The organism is Methanoculleus receptaculi (assembly GCF_033472595.1).
GTDB lineage: Archaea > Halobacteriota > Methanomicrobia > Methanomicrobiales > Methanoculleaceae > Methanoculleus > Methanoculleus receptaculi.
This window is the reverse complement of the sequence record NZ_CP137642.1, coordinates 1,590,919-1,608,507: the sequence shown is the minus strand read 5'-3', so window position 1 is coordinate 1,608,507 and position 17,589 is coordinate 1,590,919. Positions and strand designations below refer to the sequence as shown.

Below are 17,589 nucleotides of genomic sequence, written 5' to 3'. Positions count from 1 at the left end.
GCGGTGCATGATATTTCCCGATCTTGAATTATATTTCCAGAAGTGGGGGTTTTTCCACGTGAAGTATTTCCACACCTCCATGGTTGCCTTTCCGGCTGCAAGCACCTCTCTGGTGCCGATCTCCCGCGGTAAACGCCTGGTTGCTTGCACCCCCTGCAGCGATCATGGGCGCAGCCTCCCGCATCACAGTGAAAAATTATTTATATAAGGTAGTGTATAGACTCAAGTGAACCGTGTTGGTCTGGGTGAGAGGTTCATCCGGGCATCCGGTATCAGGAGGAAACGCTTCATGAGCAAATTGATTAGAAACGAGGAGGGTTTCACCGGGCTTGAGGCCGCGATCGTGCTGATCGCGTTCGTGGTAGTGGCCGCGGTCTTCTCGTATGTAATGCTCGGTGCCGGGTTCTTCGCGACGGGAGAGGCGCAGAGGACTGTGCACACGGGCGTCGGTCAGGCGACCTCGAACCTTGAGGTCTCGGGGCCGGTGATCGTGAAGGCTACAGATACGACCAATCTGGGAGAGATCGCCTTCTTCCTGCAGCTTGCTGCCGGGGGGGCGCCGGTGGACATGGAGAAGGTGACCTTCACCGTATCGACGGCTAATGATCTGGAGACCTACACGTTTGGTGGTGTAAAAGATGATTGGTACGTGAACGGCACTACCCAGCAGAGCGGCAATAACAACATGCTTGACAAATTCGAGATGGTGAAGATCACGATCCCGAATAGCGGTGGTACTTTACCCGAGATCGGCCCGAACGCCCGCTTCACCGTAGAGGTCAAGCCCGACATCGGTGCGGCGCTGCCTATCAACCGTATAGCACCGGCTGACTTCCAGGCAGGCCACTACTACGAGGTTTACTGAGGTGAATGAGAATGATGAAACTATTCAAGAACGAAGATGCGTTCACCGGCCTTGAGGCCGCGATCGTGCTGATCGCGTTCGTCGTCGTAGCCGCGGTCTTCTCGTATGTAATGCTCGGTGCCGGGTTCTTCGCGACGCAGCAGGCGCAGCAGGTTGTCCACACCGGGTCAGAGCAGGCAAGTTCGAGCCTTGAGATCATTGGGAACATCTATGGGCATGCTAGTACTACTGCTCCAACCACGCTGGACTCTATTGAATTCACCGTAGGGAACACAGCAGGCGGCACGCCGATCGATATCAGCCAGATGCTGGTGACGTTCACCAGCGGAACGACGTCAGTGGTCATACCACGTAGCGTTGATTGGTACAATCTGACCCCTGCTAAAGGCGAATGGGCTGTCATTAAAACCTACAATGACATCAACACCCCTGCAAACCATCTCCTCGAACCAGGAGAGCAGTTTGTGTTGAAGATCAGGTTCCCCGCCGGGGCCGATTTGAAACCCTACACTGAGTTCTCCGTGAACCTTCAGCCGGCTGTCGGTGCAGTCTACCCGATCAAGAAGACCGTACCGGCATATCTCGACAAGGTGAACATTCTCTAACTGTGAACACTCACCCCAACCCTTTTTTCTTTCAGGTATTGATGCAGTAACTCTACAGGAACCGCGGCCCGGCAACCGATCCGGCCCGGCGGGTATGCCGGGAGCCCCTTTTCGGGTATGTTTACTCTGCCTGTCCTCCGGCCAGCGCCCATGCAACGTTGCCCACTTGCACCGGGCGCGGTTCCTCCTTATAACCCCTCTCACCCCCCTCTTCTGTGTGCGGGAACCTGCCGGGGGCCAACCGACCAAATTCGCTCTCCTCAGCACCGATCACCCCGGAACTACCCGACCCCATCCCAGACCCGCGAGCAGACCCCGTCCGGGCGAAGCAGGTCGCCGGCGGTAAAGCCGGATTGATAACGCTACAGAGCGAGGAACCAGAATTAGAGACGTAGACGGCAGCCCCCATGATGCAGCGTGCGCCAACACCGGTTCACACGGGACTGCCAGCAACTCTTCTCCGTCAAGAGAGATAACGAAGTTGTCCCAAAACGCTGTTACCGGGAGGGGGGCACCCCCTCCCGGACCCTCCCCCGAGTGGCGATATCCAGTGGGAAGCCGTTTCACCCTCCAGGATCAGGATAAGGTTCAGATGGCGGATAACTGGGAAGTAAGGGCTCCGATCAGGTTATACCGAAGGTTCGGAGATCTTTTTGGGATGACCTCAAGACCAACTCCCGGGAGCGCCGGGCAGGCATCGTCACGCTCTTCCTGGTCAAGCAGGCCGCGGCCGCCGAGATCGGCCGGTTTGGCCGGGGTGTGCGGAACCCCCGGGATCGCTAGAAAAAGAGTCAGGAGGGAGGGGGTAGTTCCGAGACCCCGATGCAGTGCTGGAAGAGCGTTTCAACAACCGGGATCCAGAGCGGGTAACCGTTGAACTTTGCCACCGAGTAGAGGAAGACCATCATCATCTGCCACGCAAACGGGACGGCGATAAGGAGGAGCACAGCCGCCATGACCCACCTCTGCGGTATGCCGAACCGCTTTCCCGCCGCGATGAGGACGAGGGTCACAGCCAGCAGCACGAACGTGACCCGGGTAAAGAACAGCGTGTAGCCGGCGTACTGGCCGCCGTAGGGCTGAAAGAGCATCATCACGACGAGCAGCACCGGAGCAGAGACCGCGATGACGGCGGCAAGCGAGAGCGTCCGCCGTTTCGGGTCGGTGCTGCTCAGGCGCGATACGGCGTATACCCCGAGCAGTCCCACCGGCAGATAGAACGGTGTCAGATACCGGATATCAGGAACAATACCGTTGCTCGTATTGAGCCCGTGCATCGACCGGAGGTATGCCACCCAGACCGCGATGCCGACGACAGCAAGGAGCAGAATGACCTGCCGGTCCGACGCGCTGAACCGTTCGGGTCTCCTCCACAGCAGGATGGGCAACACAACCAGCGCGATGATGATCAGCGGCGAGACCGCCACAAGGTTCATGTTCCCGGATTCGGGGCCAAAGAGGATGCCGAAGATATCGCCGGGCAGGGTCGACCATGATGGCGAGAAGTGCCCGGTGACCATCGAGAGGAAATCTGCAATCCCGCCTGACGGCGCCTGGACCGCCTGGGCGACATCACCAATCGCCTCGGCCGAACCGATGAACGACCCATCGGTTCCGGCACGCCAGACCCGGCTCTGGTAGACGTAGAACGGGGGCACGAGGGGGTTTCCTGTCACGCAGATGTTGTTGATGAAGAGCGGCACGGCCCCGGCAAGCGTGGCAAGAGGGATGCAGAGCGCCTTTGCCGTCTCCTGTACCGGCCTCCCCTGGAGGCCGCGGGGTATCTGGAGCCCGACGAAGTAGAGCGCGGCAAAGACAAAGACCGCAAACCCCACCTCCGGCCGCGCCCATGCAAGCAACCCGATGAACCCGAATCCCATGGCGGCATCCCGGAGCCTTCCGTACCTGATATACCTCACCAGAAAGAGGATGACCGCCGCCATCATCGCCGCCACAAGCATATGGTCCTTCGCGTTTGCAGCCCAGAAGATGTAGGACGAACAGGAGATGCAGGTGATCGTCCCGAAGATCGAGAGCCAGGTATCCTCAAAGATGGTTCTGCAGGTGAGGTAGACCATCACCGCGAATGCAGCAAAGAGGAGGTGGTTCGTGAAGACCACCGCTGCGGCCTCCACGGGAGCGTCCGGTGCGGTGAACGGCCATGGGTAGTAAAAGACCAGGTTTGCAAGCAGCCCTATGAACGACGCCACGATAACAAGCCAAGTCCACCTTATCCCACGCCACCGTGCGTACTGCGGCCGGTAAGCGTCGACCAGCACCGCCATCACAACCGGCAGCATCGACCAGAGTAGGACGATGGCCAGCCTGAACTGGTCGCCGAAGAGGCCGAAGAACCGGAGCGCCGGGAGCGAAAGGACAGGGAGCATCATGGTATAGCCGAGGAGGTTATGGTGAGACTGCATGTACGGCCCCGGCGTCCCGTTCACAAACGTCCCATACTTCCCCTCGTTCACGATGATCTGGTGGCCTTCCCCAAGCTGGTGCAGCTGGTTGACCGTGATCCACTCATCGTTCAGGAAGAGCGCCGGGTTCGAGAACGTTATGATAAAGAAGAACGAGACGATGAAGATGAGTATCGGAATCAGGTTTCGGTCAAGAAAAGATGAAACCGCCCCTCGCTCCGGTTGGTCGCGGGTTTTTGCACTCTGTTCCGGCTCAGATCTTTTTTTAGACCCCTTTTGTGGCATCATATCAGCATCCTGGCGTTGTGGAGAAGTTTCGGTTACGGATACCTCGATATGTTTGCAGGTATGTTTACCTTCTCGCTACGCCTCCCCTCCTATTATACCTTCGGAAAAATGTTTAATGAACCTCCCACGGGGATTTGGGGATGACCCGCATCGCCGCAGAACGCCCGCCAATCCAGATGTTGGGTGTGTCCGGGTGGGGGTGCCAAACGAGATACGTTCAACGAGAGATGCATAATAGACAGTGGAGTGGAAACACACTCCCCGGAAAAGATGGAGGTTTTATCATCCAGACCGCTGGCCCGGCGGGCTCATACCCCACCATGCCGGGGCGCGGATGGCAGAGGCCCCCTCCGGCCGCCAGTGGGACACCCCTGGTTTCCCAGCCCCACACCGTCCGGGCAACACACCTCAGAATACCCCGAACCAGAATAAAACCGGGGATCTATTGTGGCAAAAGTTTATAAATAATAGTGGTTATATAAATCACCATAATGGCTGGGGTAGACCAGGCTCAGATCGATAAGATACTTGCGGGTGTATCTTCGGATGACCCTGAGGCCCGCCTCGACGCCCTCGAGAAGGAACTGGACTTCGTCAAGACGTCGATCAAACGGCTGCTCATCGACCTGCGGGAACGGCTGAACGAGCTGGACAACCCGTTCACAAGTTCTGCCTCCGTTCGTGCGAAGGCCCGGTCGGAAACCCCTGCTGACACCCCGGCCAAAATGGATGATGAGAAGGTTCCAGACACGGATGCCGCGGTGGAGGTTTCACCCCCGGCCCCAAACCCCGCAGAGTCCCCTCCCATGGCCAGGGCGGCCGCCCCCCTCCCCGGTCTTCCTGCGGCAGGGGCCGGAACGGTCTACACCCCGCCCCCCGCCGAGGACTCCAGGCCAAAACCCCCCTCAAAACTCAAACTCCAGAAGGTCCACCGGCTCTTCGAGTGGGTGAACCAGGGATGCAGCAGGTACGGCCGCGAGCGCATGAGTATCATGATCGACGCCTACCAGTCGATGGGCTACATCAGCGAGGATGTAGCCGGGCAGATCCGCGAGATCATGCGGATGGTAGCCGATACCAGTAAAGTGACAGAGGAGATCGGCCCAAACGAGTTTGTCTCCGAACTCTACGTCCTGAACCGGATCCTTGACCCCGAGGACTCCACGCTCGACCGGGAGATGATCGAGGTGCTGATGCACTCGCGGCGCGGCGCAAAAGAGCAGAAGGGGGAGCCTCAGGCAGAGCGGGATGCCGGCGACACCTGGGCCGAACTTCTTGACAGGATCTAACAGGACCGGGTAGAATGGACAGGATCAGCGAATGTCAAGCGAAGCAATCACCACAGCGATGTTCCTTATCGCCGCCGTCATATCGGCTGGCGTACTGATTAACGCAGTTTTTCCAGTGATCTACTCCCTCTCGGGCACCATATCCTCCTCCTCCCATGCCGTTGACGAACGGTTGAGCACCGATATACGGATAGTCGCGACCTACGCCAGTGGGAGTAACAACACCGCCAAGATCTGGATAAAGAACGTCGGCACCGGCAGGGTCGCCAGCACTGAGATCGATAAGGCCGACGTCTTCCTGGGGGCGGAGGGCGACTTCACCCGGCTGACGTATTCCACATCGCTCCCCGAAGGGACATGGAAATACGAGATCCTGGAGGACACCAACGGCCAGTGGGACCCCGGCGAGACACTCTATATCGAAGGAATGACCTCAAAGATCCCGGGCGTGGGCGATGTGGTCTACTTCCAGTTCGTACTCCCAACAGGCGTCTACCGTTCGACCACGTTTACCGCGGGTGGTTGAAGATGAGCGCGGGACCAATCGTCGCATCCGGTGTCGGCATCCTCCTTCTCGTCGTCACCGCCTACGTCCTGATCGGCGGCACCCTCGCCACCACCGAGGTGCTGGTCGAGGCGCAGAGCAGCCTTGCCGCTCAGCAGGAGGCCCGGATGCGAACAGCGATCGCGATCCAGGAGACGACCTTGAACAACCAGAGCCTCTCCGTCAAGGTGGATAACACCGGGAGCGAACCGGTCGTCGATATAAGTTCCATCGACGTCTACCTCCACTACGAGACCGGCCCCGTATACATCCCCTACGAGAAAGGAGATGTGAACTACTGGAACAATGTGAGGATAAATCCAGACGGCGTCCACCCCGGCCAGTGGGACCCCGATGAGACCCTCACCCTCATCGTCACCTTCGAGGAGGATGCAACCCCCATCTGTGTCCAGGTCGTCACCCCGAACGGAGTCTCAGCCTCAACATACATCACCAGGTGATCGAGATGGTAACCAGCGTCGATGCCCAGAAAAGCGTCCTCGAGATGCCCGACCAGAGTATCCTCTCGACCGGGAACTCCGAGCTCGACAAAAAGATAGCCGACGGCCTCCCGCTTCAGTCGCTCACCCTCATCGAGGGCGAGAACGACACCGGAAAGAGCGTTCTTACCCAGCAGATCATCTGGGGCGCCCTGAAACAGGGGTTCAACGTCGACCTCTTCTCGACAGAGAACACGAGCAAGAGTTTCCTCACCCAGATGGAGTCGATGAGCCTTGACATCTCCGACTACTTCGCCTGGGGCTACTTACGCGTATTTCCGATGCACGTCGTCGGGTTTGAGTGGACGAAGGAGAAGATGCATGGAACCCTGGAGCGGATGATCGGTTTCATGGAGCAGACGAAAGCCCAGATCATCGTCATCGACTCGCTCACCCTCTTTACCGAGTACGCCACCCAGGACACCGTCCTCACATTCTTTACCAACTGCAAGAACCTTGTCGACCACGGCAAGACCATCCTGATCACCCTCCACACCTACGCCTTCGTTGAGGATGCCCTTGTCCGTATCCGCTCAATCTGTGATGCCCACCTCTTCATGAAGAAGGCACTTGTCGGCGGCAAGTACGTCATGATGCTCGAGGTTGTTAAGGTCCGCGGCGCCCGCAAAACCACCGGGAACATCGTCAGTTTCGAGGTTCACCCCGGCTACGGCATCAAGGTGATCCCCGTCTCAGTCGCAAGGGTGTGAGATCGATGGTGACAGATCTGGAAGCCACGGTAACCCTCCCATTCGAACCGGAGTTCATCGACGAGGGGAACGACTGCTACAACAACGTCGAGTCCTGCGCCCTCTACCGGATGCTCCCCTCAAACGCCCGCGAATACGTAAAGGCAAACCCCCACCTCCTCGAGTACCTCCACATCCTGCCGGTAAACACCGTCGGCATCCCCCTCTTTCTCCCGGAGTTGAAGAACGACTTAAAATCGCTGGAAAACCCGAACATCATCTACCCCGTTAACGATACAACCTTCGTCCACATATTCCCGGACCCAAACGATGTCCGGAACTGGTACATCCCCATTGAGCCCTCGTTTCTCCACTCCGTAAAAGCAACCCTCCCGGTGATCGAGGATAGGCTGATCGATATGATCGACGCCCTTGAGGAGGACCCTCTGACCGAGGAGGCACGCATCGAGACCCTTAAGACCTTCGTTCAGCAGCTTGTGTATGTGAAGCAGCCGGGTGAGGTGATCGACGAGTCCCTCCTTTCTGGCGGAAAACCCAGGGACATCAAGACCCGGATCAAGATCTTCCTCACCTCGGATATCGGTGCTCCGGCAAAACCCCCGTCCAGCGGCTTCCCGGAACTTGCCGACGGCCGGATCATTCTCACGCCACAGGAGTACCGCGCCCTTGAGTACATGATAGTCCGCGACAAGATCGAGATGGGTGTCCTCAAACCGTTCCTGAGCGATAGATACATTGAGGATATAACCTGCGATGGCGTCGGCCCGATCTTCATCGAGCACAAGATATTCAAGGGGCTCAAGTCTGTCGTCGGGTTTAGAGACTCACAGGAACTCGACAGTTTTGTCATCAAACTCGCCGAACGGATCAAGCAGCCGCTGACATACCGAAGCCCCATCGTTGACTCGACCCTCCCCGATGGATCGCGTATCAACATCGTCTACGGAACAGACATCAGCAAGCACGGGAGCAACTTCACCATCCGTAAGGTAAACGAGATCCCGCTGAGCATCCTGCAGGTCATCGAGAACGGCACGTGCGACTACATGATGGCCGCCTACCTCTGGATCTGCCTTGAGTACGGGATGTCCCTCTTTGTCTCCGGGGAGACTGCGAGCGGCAAGACCACCACCCTGAACGCCCTCACAACCTTCCTCCCGCCCGAGAGCAAGATCGTCACCATCGAGGACACCCCGGAACTGACCGTTCCCCACCGGAACTGGACACGCGAGGTCGCAAAAGCCAAGGGCAAGGGAGAGGGCGAAGGCTCGGATGTCACGATGTTCGACCTCCTGAAGGCCGCGCTGCGTCAGCGCCCAAACCAGATCCTGGTCGGTGAGATCCGCGGGGTTGAGGGGTCTGTTGCGTTCTCCGCCATGCAGACCGGTCATGCGGTGATGAGCACATTCCACGCCGCCTCGATCGAGAAACTGATCCAGCGTCTCTGCGGTGACCCGATCAGCATCCCGAAGACCTTCGTCGACAACCTGAACCTGGTCATCATCCAGAGCGCCGTGAAACTCCCTGGCGGCGGAACCGTCCGGCGGATGCTGAGCATAAACGAGCTCGTCGGCTACGACCCCGAGACCGAGGGGTTCTCATTTATGGCCACGTTCGTCTGGGACCCCGCGACCGATACCTTCACCTTCACAGGGAGGGGGAGCAGTTATCTCCTCGAGAACAAGATCGCAACCATGCTCGGGATCCCCGAGAACCGGCGGGCTGAGATCTACGACGAGATCGATAAACGCGCCAGGATCCTGGAACGGCTCCACAAAGCCGGCTACACCCAGTTCTGGGACCTCTTCCACATGATCACAAAGATCAAGAAACAGGGGCTGCTCACCATCGAGGTGTAACACTTGTTCGAGAGCGTGACCGAACGGTTGCGGACGGCAAACCAGGGGAGGATCCCGTTTGAGGACCAGATCGAAGCCCTCACCGAACTCCGGTCATCCATCCTCGAGAACAAAAAGATGGAGCAGGACCTGCTCTTCATGTACACCTACATGGCCGCGATAACCACCTCGGCCGTGACAAGGCCGGAGATCTTCCAGTACACATCCGAGCGGTCTGAGTATATCCCATCACGCTACATCGCAAAGGTCCAGCGGCAGGTCGCAGGCTGGGGCCAGAGTTACGCCGGGGGGCTCCGGGCAATCGCGGAGCGGTGCAGGAACGCGACACTGAAGAGCATGCTCAACCGCTACTCAAACGCCATCGACTCCGGTGTTCCCGATGCTGACTTCATCGCCACAGAACTCTCGACCATCCGGAGCATCTATCGGAACACGTATGAGCAGGGGATCGAACTCTTAAAGAAGTGGGGCGACGCCTACATCGCGATGCTCCTATCGGCGGCGCTTGTTGCAACCATCATGATGATCTCGGCCGGCATCTACGCCCCGGAAGGGATAGAGGCGACGCTGAACATCTCTTACATGATCATCGTGGCGATATCGGTCTTCGGTCTGACGATCATGTACCGGGCTGTTCCCGATGACCCCCGCACCCACGGGCTTAAGGATGTCTGCTCAAAGGAGCAGGGCCTCATCAGGCGGCTCGAACGGCTCATCGTGCCGGTCGTCGCTGCGGTCACGCTGATCCTTGCCGTTGTTGGCGCCAACGCAGGTGTCATCTTCCTGCTTGCAGGGCTGCTCCTGATGCCGCTTGGGGTGATCGGCTACATCGACGATGCGAACGTTGTCAGGCGGGACGAGGACTTTGCCACGTTCATCACGGGGCTTGGTTCGATCATGGGCGGTAAGGCGATCACTGTAGGTGATGCGCTCAGAGAGGTGGACAAGAAGTCGCTGGTCTACCTTGAATCGTTCATCAACTCGGTATCCTCGAAGATTAATCTCGGACTCGATGAGGCCAGGAGCTGGAAGAAGTTCATCGGGGAGACCGGGAGTTACCTCATCTACAAGTACATGAACATCTTCCGCGACGCGGTTGCCCTCGGAGGGTCGCCGGACAAGATAGGGAAGATTGTCGGTTCATCGATGCTCGAGCAGGTGCTGCTCCGGCGGAAGCGCGACATGATGGTGAAGGGTTTTGTCGTCCTTCTCGTGCCGATGCACGCCGCGATGATTGCCATATTCGTCTTCCTCTTCGAGATCCTTCTCTCGATGTCCAATGCCGTTACAGATGTGATGAACTACTTCACAGAGGCCTCGAGCGCGCTCTCAGGGGGCACCCCCTCTGGTGCGGGGATATCCATGGGGATGTCCATGAACCTCTTTGTGAACTTCCCCGAAGACGTCATGCGAACCTACGTGATAACGATCCTCTTATTGCTGACCGCTGCAGACATACTGGCCGGGAAGATTGTTATGGGCGGTGACCGCTACCTCTACTACTTCTTCACAAGCGTGCTCTGTGTGGCCACCGGTATCATATACATCATTGCACCGATCGTCGTGGGCATCTTCTTCTCCATTCCGGCACTTGTGGGGGTGGGATAGTGAGAGAGAGTCTCCGCCGCCCGCTTCTCTTCCTTATAACCGTCGGCACCGGTTCGCTGATCATCCTCCTCGATGCCAACCCGGAGGTTGTCGTTGCGGTTACTGTGCTTGCAGGGTTTCTCGCGCTTCTGGTCACAGGGGCGCTTAATCTTTCAGAACTGAAACCCTCAAATTTAGGAGCCGCATTCCGGGGGTGGAGGCGGAAGAAGAACCCCGAGGCGCCGAATGCAGTTGGGGCGAAGCCTGCCCCGGTTGCAAAAGGCCGGTTCTCGGGCATGCTGGGGACGTTTACAGCCTCGATCCGGGAGACGATCGCCCATGCCCGGGCATCCGACAGCAAGAAGAAGGAAGGTATCGAGAAGATCGATAAGATGCTTGACCGGGCTGTCGAGGGCGCCGATGCCGGCTCCTCCCCGGCCCCGCCAAGACCTGGCGGGAGCGTGACAGACCCGCTGGCATCACTTGCAGACCTTGACCTCGACTCGATCGCCGACCTCGATCTCAACGGAGAAGGTCCGGACCTGGGCGGTTCGTTCTCTCCGGAGGATGTATCCCTCCTGTCCGCAGAGGATATGGATGCCGTATCCGAGATCCTGAAGACCCACCAGACCGAGACTGAGGTGCCGGCCGGGGTTTCAGGTGGTAGCGTTCTCCCTCCGATAGCAGCAGATGTCCCGGGTATCCCGGACGATGAGGGTATCCCGGACGATGAGGGTATCCCGGACATCGGCATACTGAGAGACGAACTCTCCGCGCTCGACGACCTGGATCCCGCCGAGATCAGGATCGAGGTAGAGGGTGAGGAAGAGGAAGAGGAAGAAGAGGAGGAGCCTGCCCCCGAGGAGGAGGTCCCTGAGGTGGAGGAGAAGAAAGAGGATTTTGATATAGTCTCCTTTGCATCCGGGGGCACCGTCGAGGATTCTCTGATCACCACACTGAAGGCCGACGCCCGGAGGAAGAAGTTTGTCGAGGATGTCAGCCTGCTGCGGGAGTTGAGAGGCGAGAAAATCGCGGCAAAAGACCTTGCAGCGGAGCTTGAGGAGATCCTTGAGGCGCTGCGATCGCAACGGTGATGGTCTCTCTCGATATAACTTATATAGGGTAGGTGACGGATGCGATGATGAAGACGGTCCCGGCAAAGGTCGAGCACGATGGCCGGTGGGTCTCGACGAAGGTTGGCATAGCAGAGGACCGTTTCCGTATCGAGGCGCCTGTTGACCGGGAGATCCCCTACAGGTCGGTTGTCGACCTGGAGGAGAAGAGGAACCAGATTATTGTCGCCGTCGGGGGTGATGGAGAGGCTGTCTACCGCATTGCGTCGGTCGAGAAGGTTCTTACCGTCTTAAAGAAGTTCATAATCACGCAGGCCAGCGCCTACCGGTTGAACGCATTCTTCATGTCACCTGCAATCCGCGGCGGCGTCCTCATACAGGACGCCACGTGGGAGAAGGGAGCGATTGCCGTCATGAAGACCGGGATCTGGTTTGTCAGCCAGGAGAAGCAGGTCTGCATACCCCTCGATGAGGTGGCCGGTATCGAACTCACCTCGCGGGAGATCCAGGGAAAGGACCTGAACGTTGTCAAGATCGACCACCTGGTTGAGAACGAGGTCGTGACAAGTTTTGTCCTCTGCCCGCTGACGACGCTTCAGGTCCTCTACAACTTCCTCAAGGAGGCAACGAGCGACACCGAGATTAAGGAGGACCTGGACCCCCTGACCGGCCAGGTGGCGATGCTGGTCTACAGCGGGATGGACTCAAGCGCTATCGAGAATATGCTCAAACTCTCGCACAAGGACCTCGATGCCATATATGATAAACTCTTATCCACGGGGATGGCCGAGGTGCTATACGTCAGGAAAGAGGTTCAATTAACCCCGAAAGGTGTCAGATACATCTCGGAATCATTGAAAACACCAATGGAGTGATGGTGCAGGGAGCCCATCAAATCAACGATCTGGCTTATAAACTCTTCTCTCTTTTCCGGTAGTATGCGCGCCTCTGGCGCACCTTGCCAGTTTATCTGGTTTTTACCGGAGATTTACCAGGTCTGCTAATTTTTTTGCGCCTCGATAAGGGCTGTTCCGGCAGGTATATATACCTGGCCCCAAAATGGCTCATGGCCTTTAACACCGAGTTTTTGGCAAAAGAAGACGGATTTGAAGAGATTGAACCAGGGTTCTCTCTCACGGAGTTCCTCAGTTCGCCCTATCTGGACACCATTGCACAGACTATTGAACGAGAATACTACTCCAGACAGGTCTCTCGGTTCCATTATCCGGTTATTCTTATGATCAAACTACTTGTCATCAAGTGTTTCAGGAAACAGTCCTATGTCCGGACAATTCGTCTCCTGACAGAGGATGATTGTTTCAACCTTGGTGCAGAGAAGACTGAAGCAGGGTATCTATTGCCCAATCCTGCAACACTCCACAGTTTTGTGAAATATCGTCTCGGCGTCGAAGGTGTGGAACGGCTTATGCATCTTGTCGGTGAGGCAATTGTTCTCTGGGCACAGAAGGAGAGGGTTGGGATCATCGATTCAACTCCAATCGAAGCATCCCGGTATGACAGATATGCTCTTTTTCACCCACATTACCAGGTTAAGATGGATAAAGCGCATATCTTCCATCTCGGACCATACCCACTCACCATGGTCTACTCGAATGGGACTGATGCGGATTTAACCCACCTTTTTCCACTTATCGAGAGAGTGGAGGCGCTGAAACCCAAACTCAGTCTTGTGCTGCTTGATGCCGGATACGACTCATACGAGGCACATGCACACCTCTGGTATCATCTGAATGCTCGACCCTGTATTGATACCCGGGATGGGGCAGTGATCCAGGAAGAAGGGACGGAACCACGCATCCGGCATTGGGTCAACAAACTCTGGAGAGCAGGGGGAGATATCCATGCTCCCCTGACTCAACAGTTGCGATTCCTATACCAGCATGGAAGAGTTGAACAGGTCGGGATGCATTTGCGAAACAAGAATCTTCTCGACCCGGAATTCCCAACTCTCATACAAAGCCGCGGTGAGTGTGAACGGATACATGGCCGGATTAAGGCTTCTGTAACCTTTCACCTCAAAGGGATCCGACATGAGAGCCGGAAACTCTATATGACTCTCAACTTCGTTGCATATCAAATTCTCCTTTTGTTCGGGTTGCGCGCGGGACTGAAGAATCCAACGCACCTGAGTGCACTGGTCTGAGGGAATCTGATACTCAGTCGGAGTTCAGGGAACTTTTCCCCCCGAAATATGGGGGGACATGAAGAGCGGGAGCTGTCTTCAGTTTTCCAGGTTCTGCCACAATTTGCTCTCAAGGCTCGTGGTATCGTCTCTATGAGAGGGTGGGAGATGAGGTGGAAGATTCTAATTATGCAGAGGGTGGGGGATGAGGGAGGGTTCTGCGTGGTCGCTGAAAGTTGCCATCAAACCAGTGAGGGCATTGGATTGATGGCCTCGCAGGAAAGGCCCACTTACGCAAATATATATTACCTTTTTTACTCAAATAAAGAGTGAGTGGTGTTCGATGGGAAGGATTCTGATCGTCGATGATACTATGTTTATGAGGACTCTACTAAAGAACATCCTCTTTTCCGGCGGGCACGACATCGTTGGTGAGGCGGCGGATGGAGCGGAGGCTGTAGCAAAGTACCAGGATCTCAAACCCGACCTGGTCACAATGGATATTGTGATGCCGAAGGTGAACGGGATAGAGGCGCTCAAGGCTATCCGGGCCGCAGACCCGTCTGCAAAGGTCATAATGTGCACCGCAGTCGGCCAGGAGCAGATGGTCAAGCTTGCCGTCAAGAGCGGTGCAAAAGGGTATATAGTCAAGCCGTTCCAGGCTCCAAAAGTCCTCGAAGAAGTCAAGAACGTTCTAAGTGCGTGACCATGATACGGGTTCTGATCGTCGACGACTCGCTCTTTATAAGGACGATCCTGCGCGACCTGCTCAAAAGTGATCCGGAGATCGAGGTTGTCGGGACAGCGGTGAATGGCATCGATGCCCTTGAGAAGATTGCGGAGTTAAACCCCGATGTTGTCACCCTGGATATCGAGATGCCCCGGATGGGCGGGCTTGAGGTGCTTGAAACCCTCCAGCGGCAGGCCAGCAGACCGAAGATACTGGTGCTGAGCACGTTGACGTCCCGTAACGCCGATATGACCCATCAGGCGCTGCGTCTCGGAGCGGACGATTTCATGCTCAAGCCAAAGGATATCCCAAACGTTCGGGGAATCGAGAGAGAGCTAGTCCAGAAGATCAGGAACCTCCTCAGACTGCCGACAGTGCAAAAGCATCCCGAGATCGCGCATAAGGATGCGGAGACGGTTGTGGTGATAGGGTCCTCTGCAGGCGGTCCGCCGATGCTTGACGTCCTGCTATCAGGGCTGCCGCCGGACCTTCCTGCGGCCGTTGTCATAACACAGCACATGCCTGAGGGGTTCACGGCATCTCTTGCTGAACGCCTTAACCGGATCTCGGCCCTGTCGGTGAGGGAGACCCGAAACGGCGACAACCTCCAGGCCGGTGCGGTCCTGGTCTCAAAAGCCGGCGTCCACACCGTCATATCGCGGCTTGCGTCGAAGACCGGGAGAACCCACGGCCGGGTCGTTCATTCGACCGCCCCTCCTATCCATGCCGTCCGCCCCGCCGTAGATACGACCTTCACCTCCGCAGCGCACGTCTTTGGCCCGAGAACGATCTCGGTCATCCTCTCGGGTATGGGAAGCGACGGGGGTGAAGGTACGCTTGCGGTGAAGAAGGCTGGTGGAACCACGATGGTCTGTGCAGAAGAGGACTGTCTTGTCTACGGGATGGCGCGTGCCGCCCTGGCAAGAGGCTCTGTCGACCGGGTGGTTCCGCTGGAGAATATTGCACGCGAGATCACGCGAGCGGTCGGCCAGGTTGAGGTGGATCATGTTTGACGAAGAGGTATACCGGAAGTTGTTTGTCGAAGAGTCGCGGGAGAATCATGAGAACATCGTGAACAACCTCCTTGCCCTTGAGAGCGGGGAGGATCAGCAGACCGCCATCGACGAGATCTTCCGGTCGGCGCACACGCTCAAGGGGATGGCTGCCTCGATGGGCTTTGATGCTATGGAGCACCTCTGCCACTCGATGGAAGACGTCTTCTCGCTCATCCGCAATGGCGGGCTGGATGTGAATCCGCCGCTCACCGACCTCCTGCTCACCTGCACCGATGCGATCGAGGAGATGCTTGATGCCATCGAGGCGGGGGAGAACCCACCAGAGGAGCAATCGGCACCTCTGGTGCAGGAACTGATGGCGTTTGCTGAGGAGGGGTCGCCGATCGAAGCCTCCTTCACCCTTCCCAATCCTCCGGCTCCTCCAGAACCCCCGTGTGAACCCTCCATAGAGGTGGGCGGCTGTCCGGTCTACGTCCTGAAGGTCGCCGTCGACCCGACAAGCACCATGAAAGATGTCAGGGCGATGCTTCTCCTGCAGAACCTGGAGGAGATCGGTAAGATCCGCTCGACGACCCCTCCACGCGACCGGATCGAGGATGGAAAGTTCGATGGAACGTTTGAGGTTGTCGTCGAGAGCGATGCCGGGGAGGAGGCGCTTCGGACGATTGCCTCCGGGACAGAGATCTCTCTACTTGCACTATCTCCGCTGGAATCGTATTCGGCGGCAGAGAGTCTGGAAGCGCGGGAGCCCGTAGACGTCCCGGAGGTCGGTGCGGCGCCGGCACCGCAGATGCAGAAGGCGGCGAGGCCCGATAAGGCCCGGGAGATCAAGAACATCCGTGTCGATATCGAGCGGCTTGACCGGATGATGAACCTGGTGGAGGATCTGGTCATCAACCGCGGCAGGCTCGAGCAGATCGCGAGGAAACACGGTATCAAGGAGTTTGATGAAGCGCTGGGCATGATCGGGCGTTCGGTCTCCGACCTCCAGAACCTTATGATGGGGATCAGGATGATGCCGCTTGAGCGCATCTTCAACCGTTTTCCCAGGGTTGTGCGGGACGTAGCGAACCATGACGGGAAGGAGGTTGAGTTCATAGTTGAGGGCGGCGAGACCGAACTTGACAGGAGCATGATGGACGGCCTCTCCGACCCTCTGCTGCACATCATAAGGAACGCTGTGAACCACGGCATCGAGACGCCGGATGCCCGTAAAGCCGCGGGCAAACCCGCAAAGGGGCTGGTGCGGCTGACGGCCCGCAGGGACAAGGACAACGTCATCATAGACGTGGAGGATGATGGTGCGGGCATAGATCACGAGAAACTCCGGAAGAAGGCCGTTGAAAAAGGGTTTCTCACACCAGAGGCAGCGGCGAACGCGACGAAAGACGAACTTATCGCTCTCCTCTTCGAACCAGGGTTCAGCACATCCGATGTCATCAACGACATCAGCGGGAGGGGGGTCGGGCTTGACGTGGTCAAGAAGACGATCGAGTCGCTCAAGGGCACGATCAAGGTCGAGAGCGAGCCGGGCAGGGGCACAAAATTCGAGCTGGTTCTGCCGCCGACGATGGCGATCGTCGATGTCATGATGGTGCGCATCAACGGAAGGCGGTGTGCCATCCCGGTCAGCAACGTTGTCGAGGTGGCGCATGCAAGATCGGATGCGATCCACCGGATCGGCAACACCGATGCAATCCTTCTGCGCGATCAGACCCTCCCCCTGTACCGTCTGGAGGATATGTTCGGCCGGGCTGAGAAGGGCGATACGCTGATCGTGCTGCAGAATGATGGCAAAAGGTGCTGTATCGTCGTCGATTATGTTGATGGCCAGCAAGAGGTTGTGGTGAAACCGCTCTCGAGGATTGCGGGCAACTGCCGCGGGATCAGCGGTGTTACCATACCGGGCGACGGTGATGTTGTGCCGGTACTTGACGTAAATACAATGATTTAGGAG

Annotated in this window: 15 protein-coding genes; 14 read left to right on the top strand and 1 reads right to left on the bottom strand. The window is 57.3% G+C overall.

Annotation, left to right across the window (positions count from 1 at the left end):
- The first annotated feature begins 289 nt into the window (after positions 1 to 289).
- Together R6Y96_RS08205 and R6Y96_RS08200 are read left to right on the top strand one after the other, a co-directional pair.
- Entirely contained in the window at positions 290 to 865 is a 576-nt protein-coding gene (locus R6Y96_RS08205; protein ID WP_318620811.1) for an archaellin/type IV pilin N-terminal domain-containing protein, read from the top strand.
- 11 nt (positions 866 to 876) lie between these two features.
- Positions 877 to 1,470, top strand: a complete 594-nt coding sequence (locus R6Y96_RS08200) for an archaellin/type IV pilin N-terminal domain-containing protein (protein ID WP_318620809.1) — start codon at positions 877 to 879, stop codon at positions 1,468 to 1,470.
- Between the two features lie 791 nt (positions 1,471 to 2,261).
- On the opposite strand, the gene R6Y96_RS08195 is transcribed toward R6Y96_RS08200, so the two are convergent.
- Positions 2,262 to 4,181, bottom strand: a complete 1,920-nt coding sequence (locus R6Y96_RS08195; RefSeq protein ID WP_318620808.1) for a DUF2339 domain-containing protein — start codon at positions 4,179 to 4,181, stop codon at positions 2,262 to 2,264.
- Positions 4,182 to 4,672: 491 nt separating this feature from the next.
- Here R6Y96_RS08195 and R6Y96_RS08190 point away from each other — a divergent pair, with 491 nt between their 5' ends.
- The 12 genes from R6Y96_RS08190 to R6Y96_RS08135 all read left to right on the top strand — a co-directional run bounded on the left by R6Y96_RS08190 (position 4,673) and on the right by R6Y96_RS08135 (position 17,586).
- The gene (locus R6Y96_RS08190) at positions 4,673 to 5,470 is read left to right on the top strand and encodes a FlaD/FlaE family flagellar protein (protein ID WP_318620807.1); all 798 of its coding nucleotides are present in this window, start codon (positions 4,673 to 4,675) and stop codon (positions 5,468 to 5,470) included.
- A gap of 31 nt (positions 5,471 to 5,501) precedes the next feature.
- Positions 5,502 to 5,996, top strand: coding sequence for a flagellin (locus tag R6Y96_RS08185; RefSeq protein WP_318620806.1), 495 nt, complete (start codon positions 5,502 to 5,504; stop codon positions 5,994 to 5,996).
- A 2-nt stretch (positions 5,997 to 5,998) separates the two neighbouring features.
- Entirely contained in the window at positions 5,999 to 6,475 is a 477-nt protein-coding gene (locus R6Y96_RS08180; RefSeq protein WP_318620805.1) for a flagellar protein FlaF, read from the top strand.
- Between the two features lie 5 nt (positions 6,476 to 6,480).
- Positions 6,481 to 7,224 carry an ATPase domain-containing protein gene (locus tag R6Y96_RS08175; protein WP_318620804.1) on the top strand — a complete coding sequence of 248 codons (744 nt, stop codon included), beginning with the start codon at positions 6,481 to 6,483 and terminating at the stop codon, positions 7,222 to 7,224.
- 5 nt (positions 7,225 to 7,229) lie between these two features.
- Positions 7,230 to 9,083 (top strand): type II/IV secretion system ATPase subunit, encoded by a 1,854-nt coding sequence (locus R6Y96_RS08170; RefSeq protein WP_318620803.1) that lies wholly within the window; start codon positions 7,230 to 7,232, stop codon positions 9,081 to 9,083.
- A 3-nt stretch (positions 9,084 to 9,086) separates the two neighbouring features.
- Positions 9,087 to 10,691: an archaellar assembly protein FlaJ gene (gene flaJ / locus R6Y96_RS08165; RefSeq protein WP_318620802.1), complete on the top strand. Its 1,605-nt coding sequence runs from the start codon at positions 9,087 to 9,089 to the stop codon at positions 10,689 to 10,691.
- Complete coding sequence (locus tag R6Y96_RS08160) at positions 10,691 to 11,764, top strand: hypothetical protein (RefSeq protein ID WP_318620801.1); 1,074 nt, start codon at positions 10,691 to 10,693, stop codon at positions 11,762 to 11,764. The genes flaJ and R6Y96_RS08160 overlap by 1 nt, the downstream gene beginning before the upstream one ends.
- A gap of 47 nt (positions 11,765 to 11,811) precedes the next feature.
- Positions 11,812 to 12,618, top strand: coding sequence for a CheF family chemotaxis protein (locus R6Y96_RS08155; RefSeq protein ID WP_318622508.1), 807 nt, complete (start codon positions 11,812 to 11,814; stop codon positions 12,616 to 12,618).
- Positions 12,619 to 12,809: 191 nt separating this feature from the next.
- Positions 12,810 to 13,907 carry a transposase gene (locus R6Y96_RS08150; protein WP_318620800.1) on the top strand — a complete coding sequence of 366 codons (1,098 nt, stop codon included), beginning with the start codon at positions 12,810 to 12,812 and terminating at the stop codon, positions 13,905 to 13,907.
- Positions 13,908 to 14,229: 322 nt separating this feature from the next.
- The gene (locus R6Y96_RS08145; RefSeq protein WP_318620798.1) at positions 14,230 to 14,592 is read left to right on the top strand and encodes a response regulator; all 363 of its coding nucleotides are present in this window, start codon (positions 14,230 to 14,232) and stop codon (positions 14,590 to 14,592) included.
- A gap of 2 nt (positions 14,593 to 14,594) precedes the next feature.
- Complete coding sequence (cheB, locus tag R6Y96_RS08140) at positions 14,595 to 15,629, top strand: chemotaxis-specific protein-glutamate methyltransferase CheB (RefSeq protein WP_318620797.1); 1,035 nt, start codon at positions 14,595 to 14,597, stop codon at positions 15,627 to 15,629.
- The gene (locus R6Y96_RS08135) at positions 15,622 to 17,586 is read left to right on the top strand and encodes a chemotaxis protein CheA (protein ID WP_318620796.1); all 1,965 of its coding nucleotides are present in this window, start codon (positions 15,622 to 15,624) and stop codon (positions 17,584 to 17,586) included. Before cheB ends, R6Y96_RS08135 begins: the two co-directional genes overlap by 8 nt.
- Positions 17,587 to 17,589: the final 3 nt, after the last annotated feature.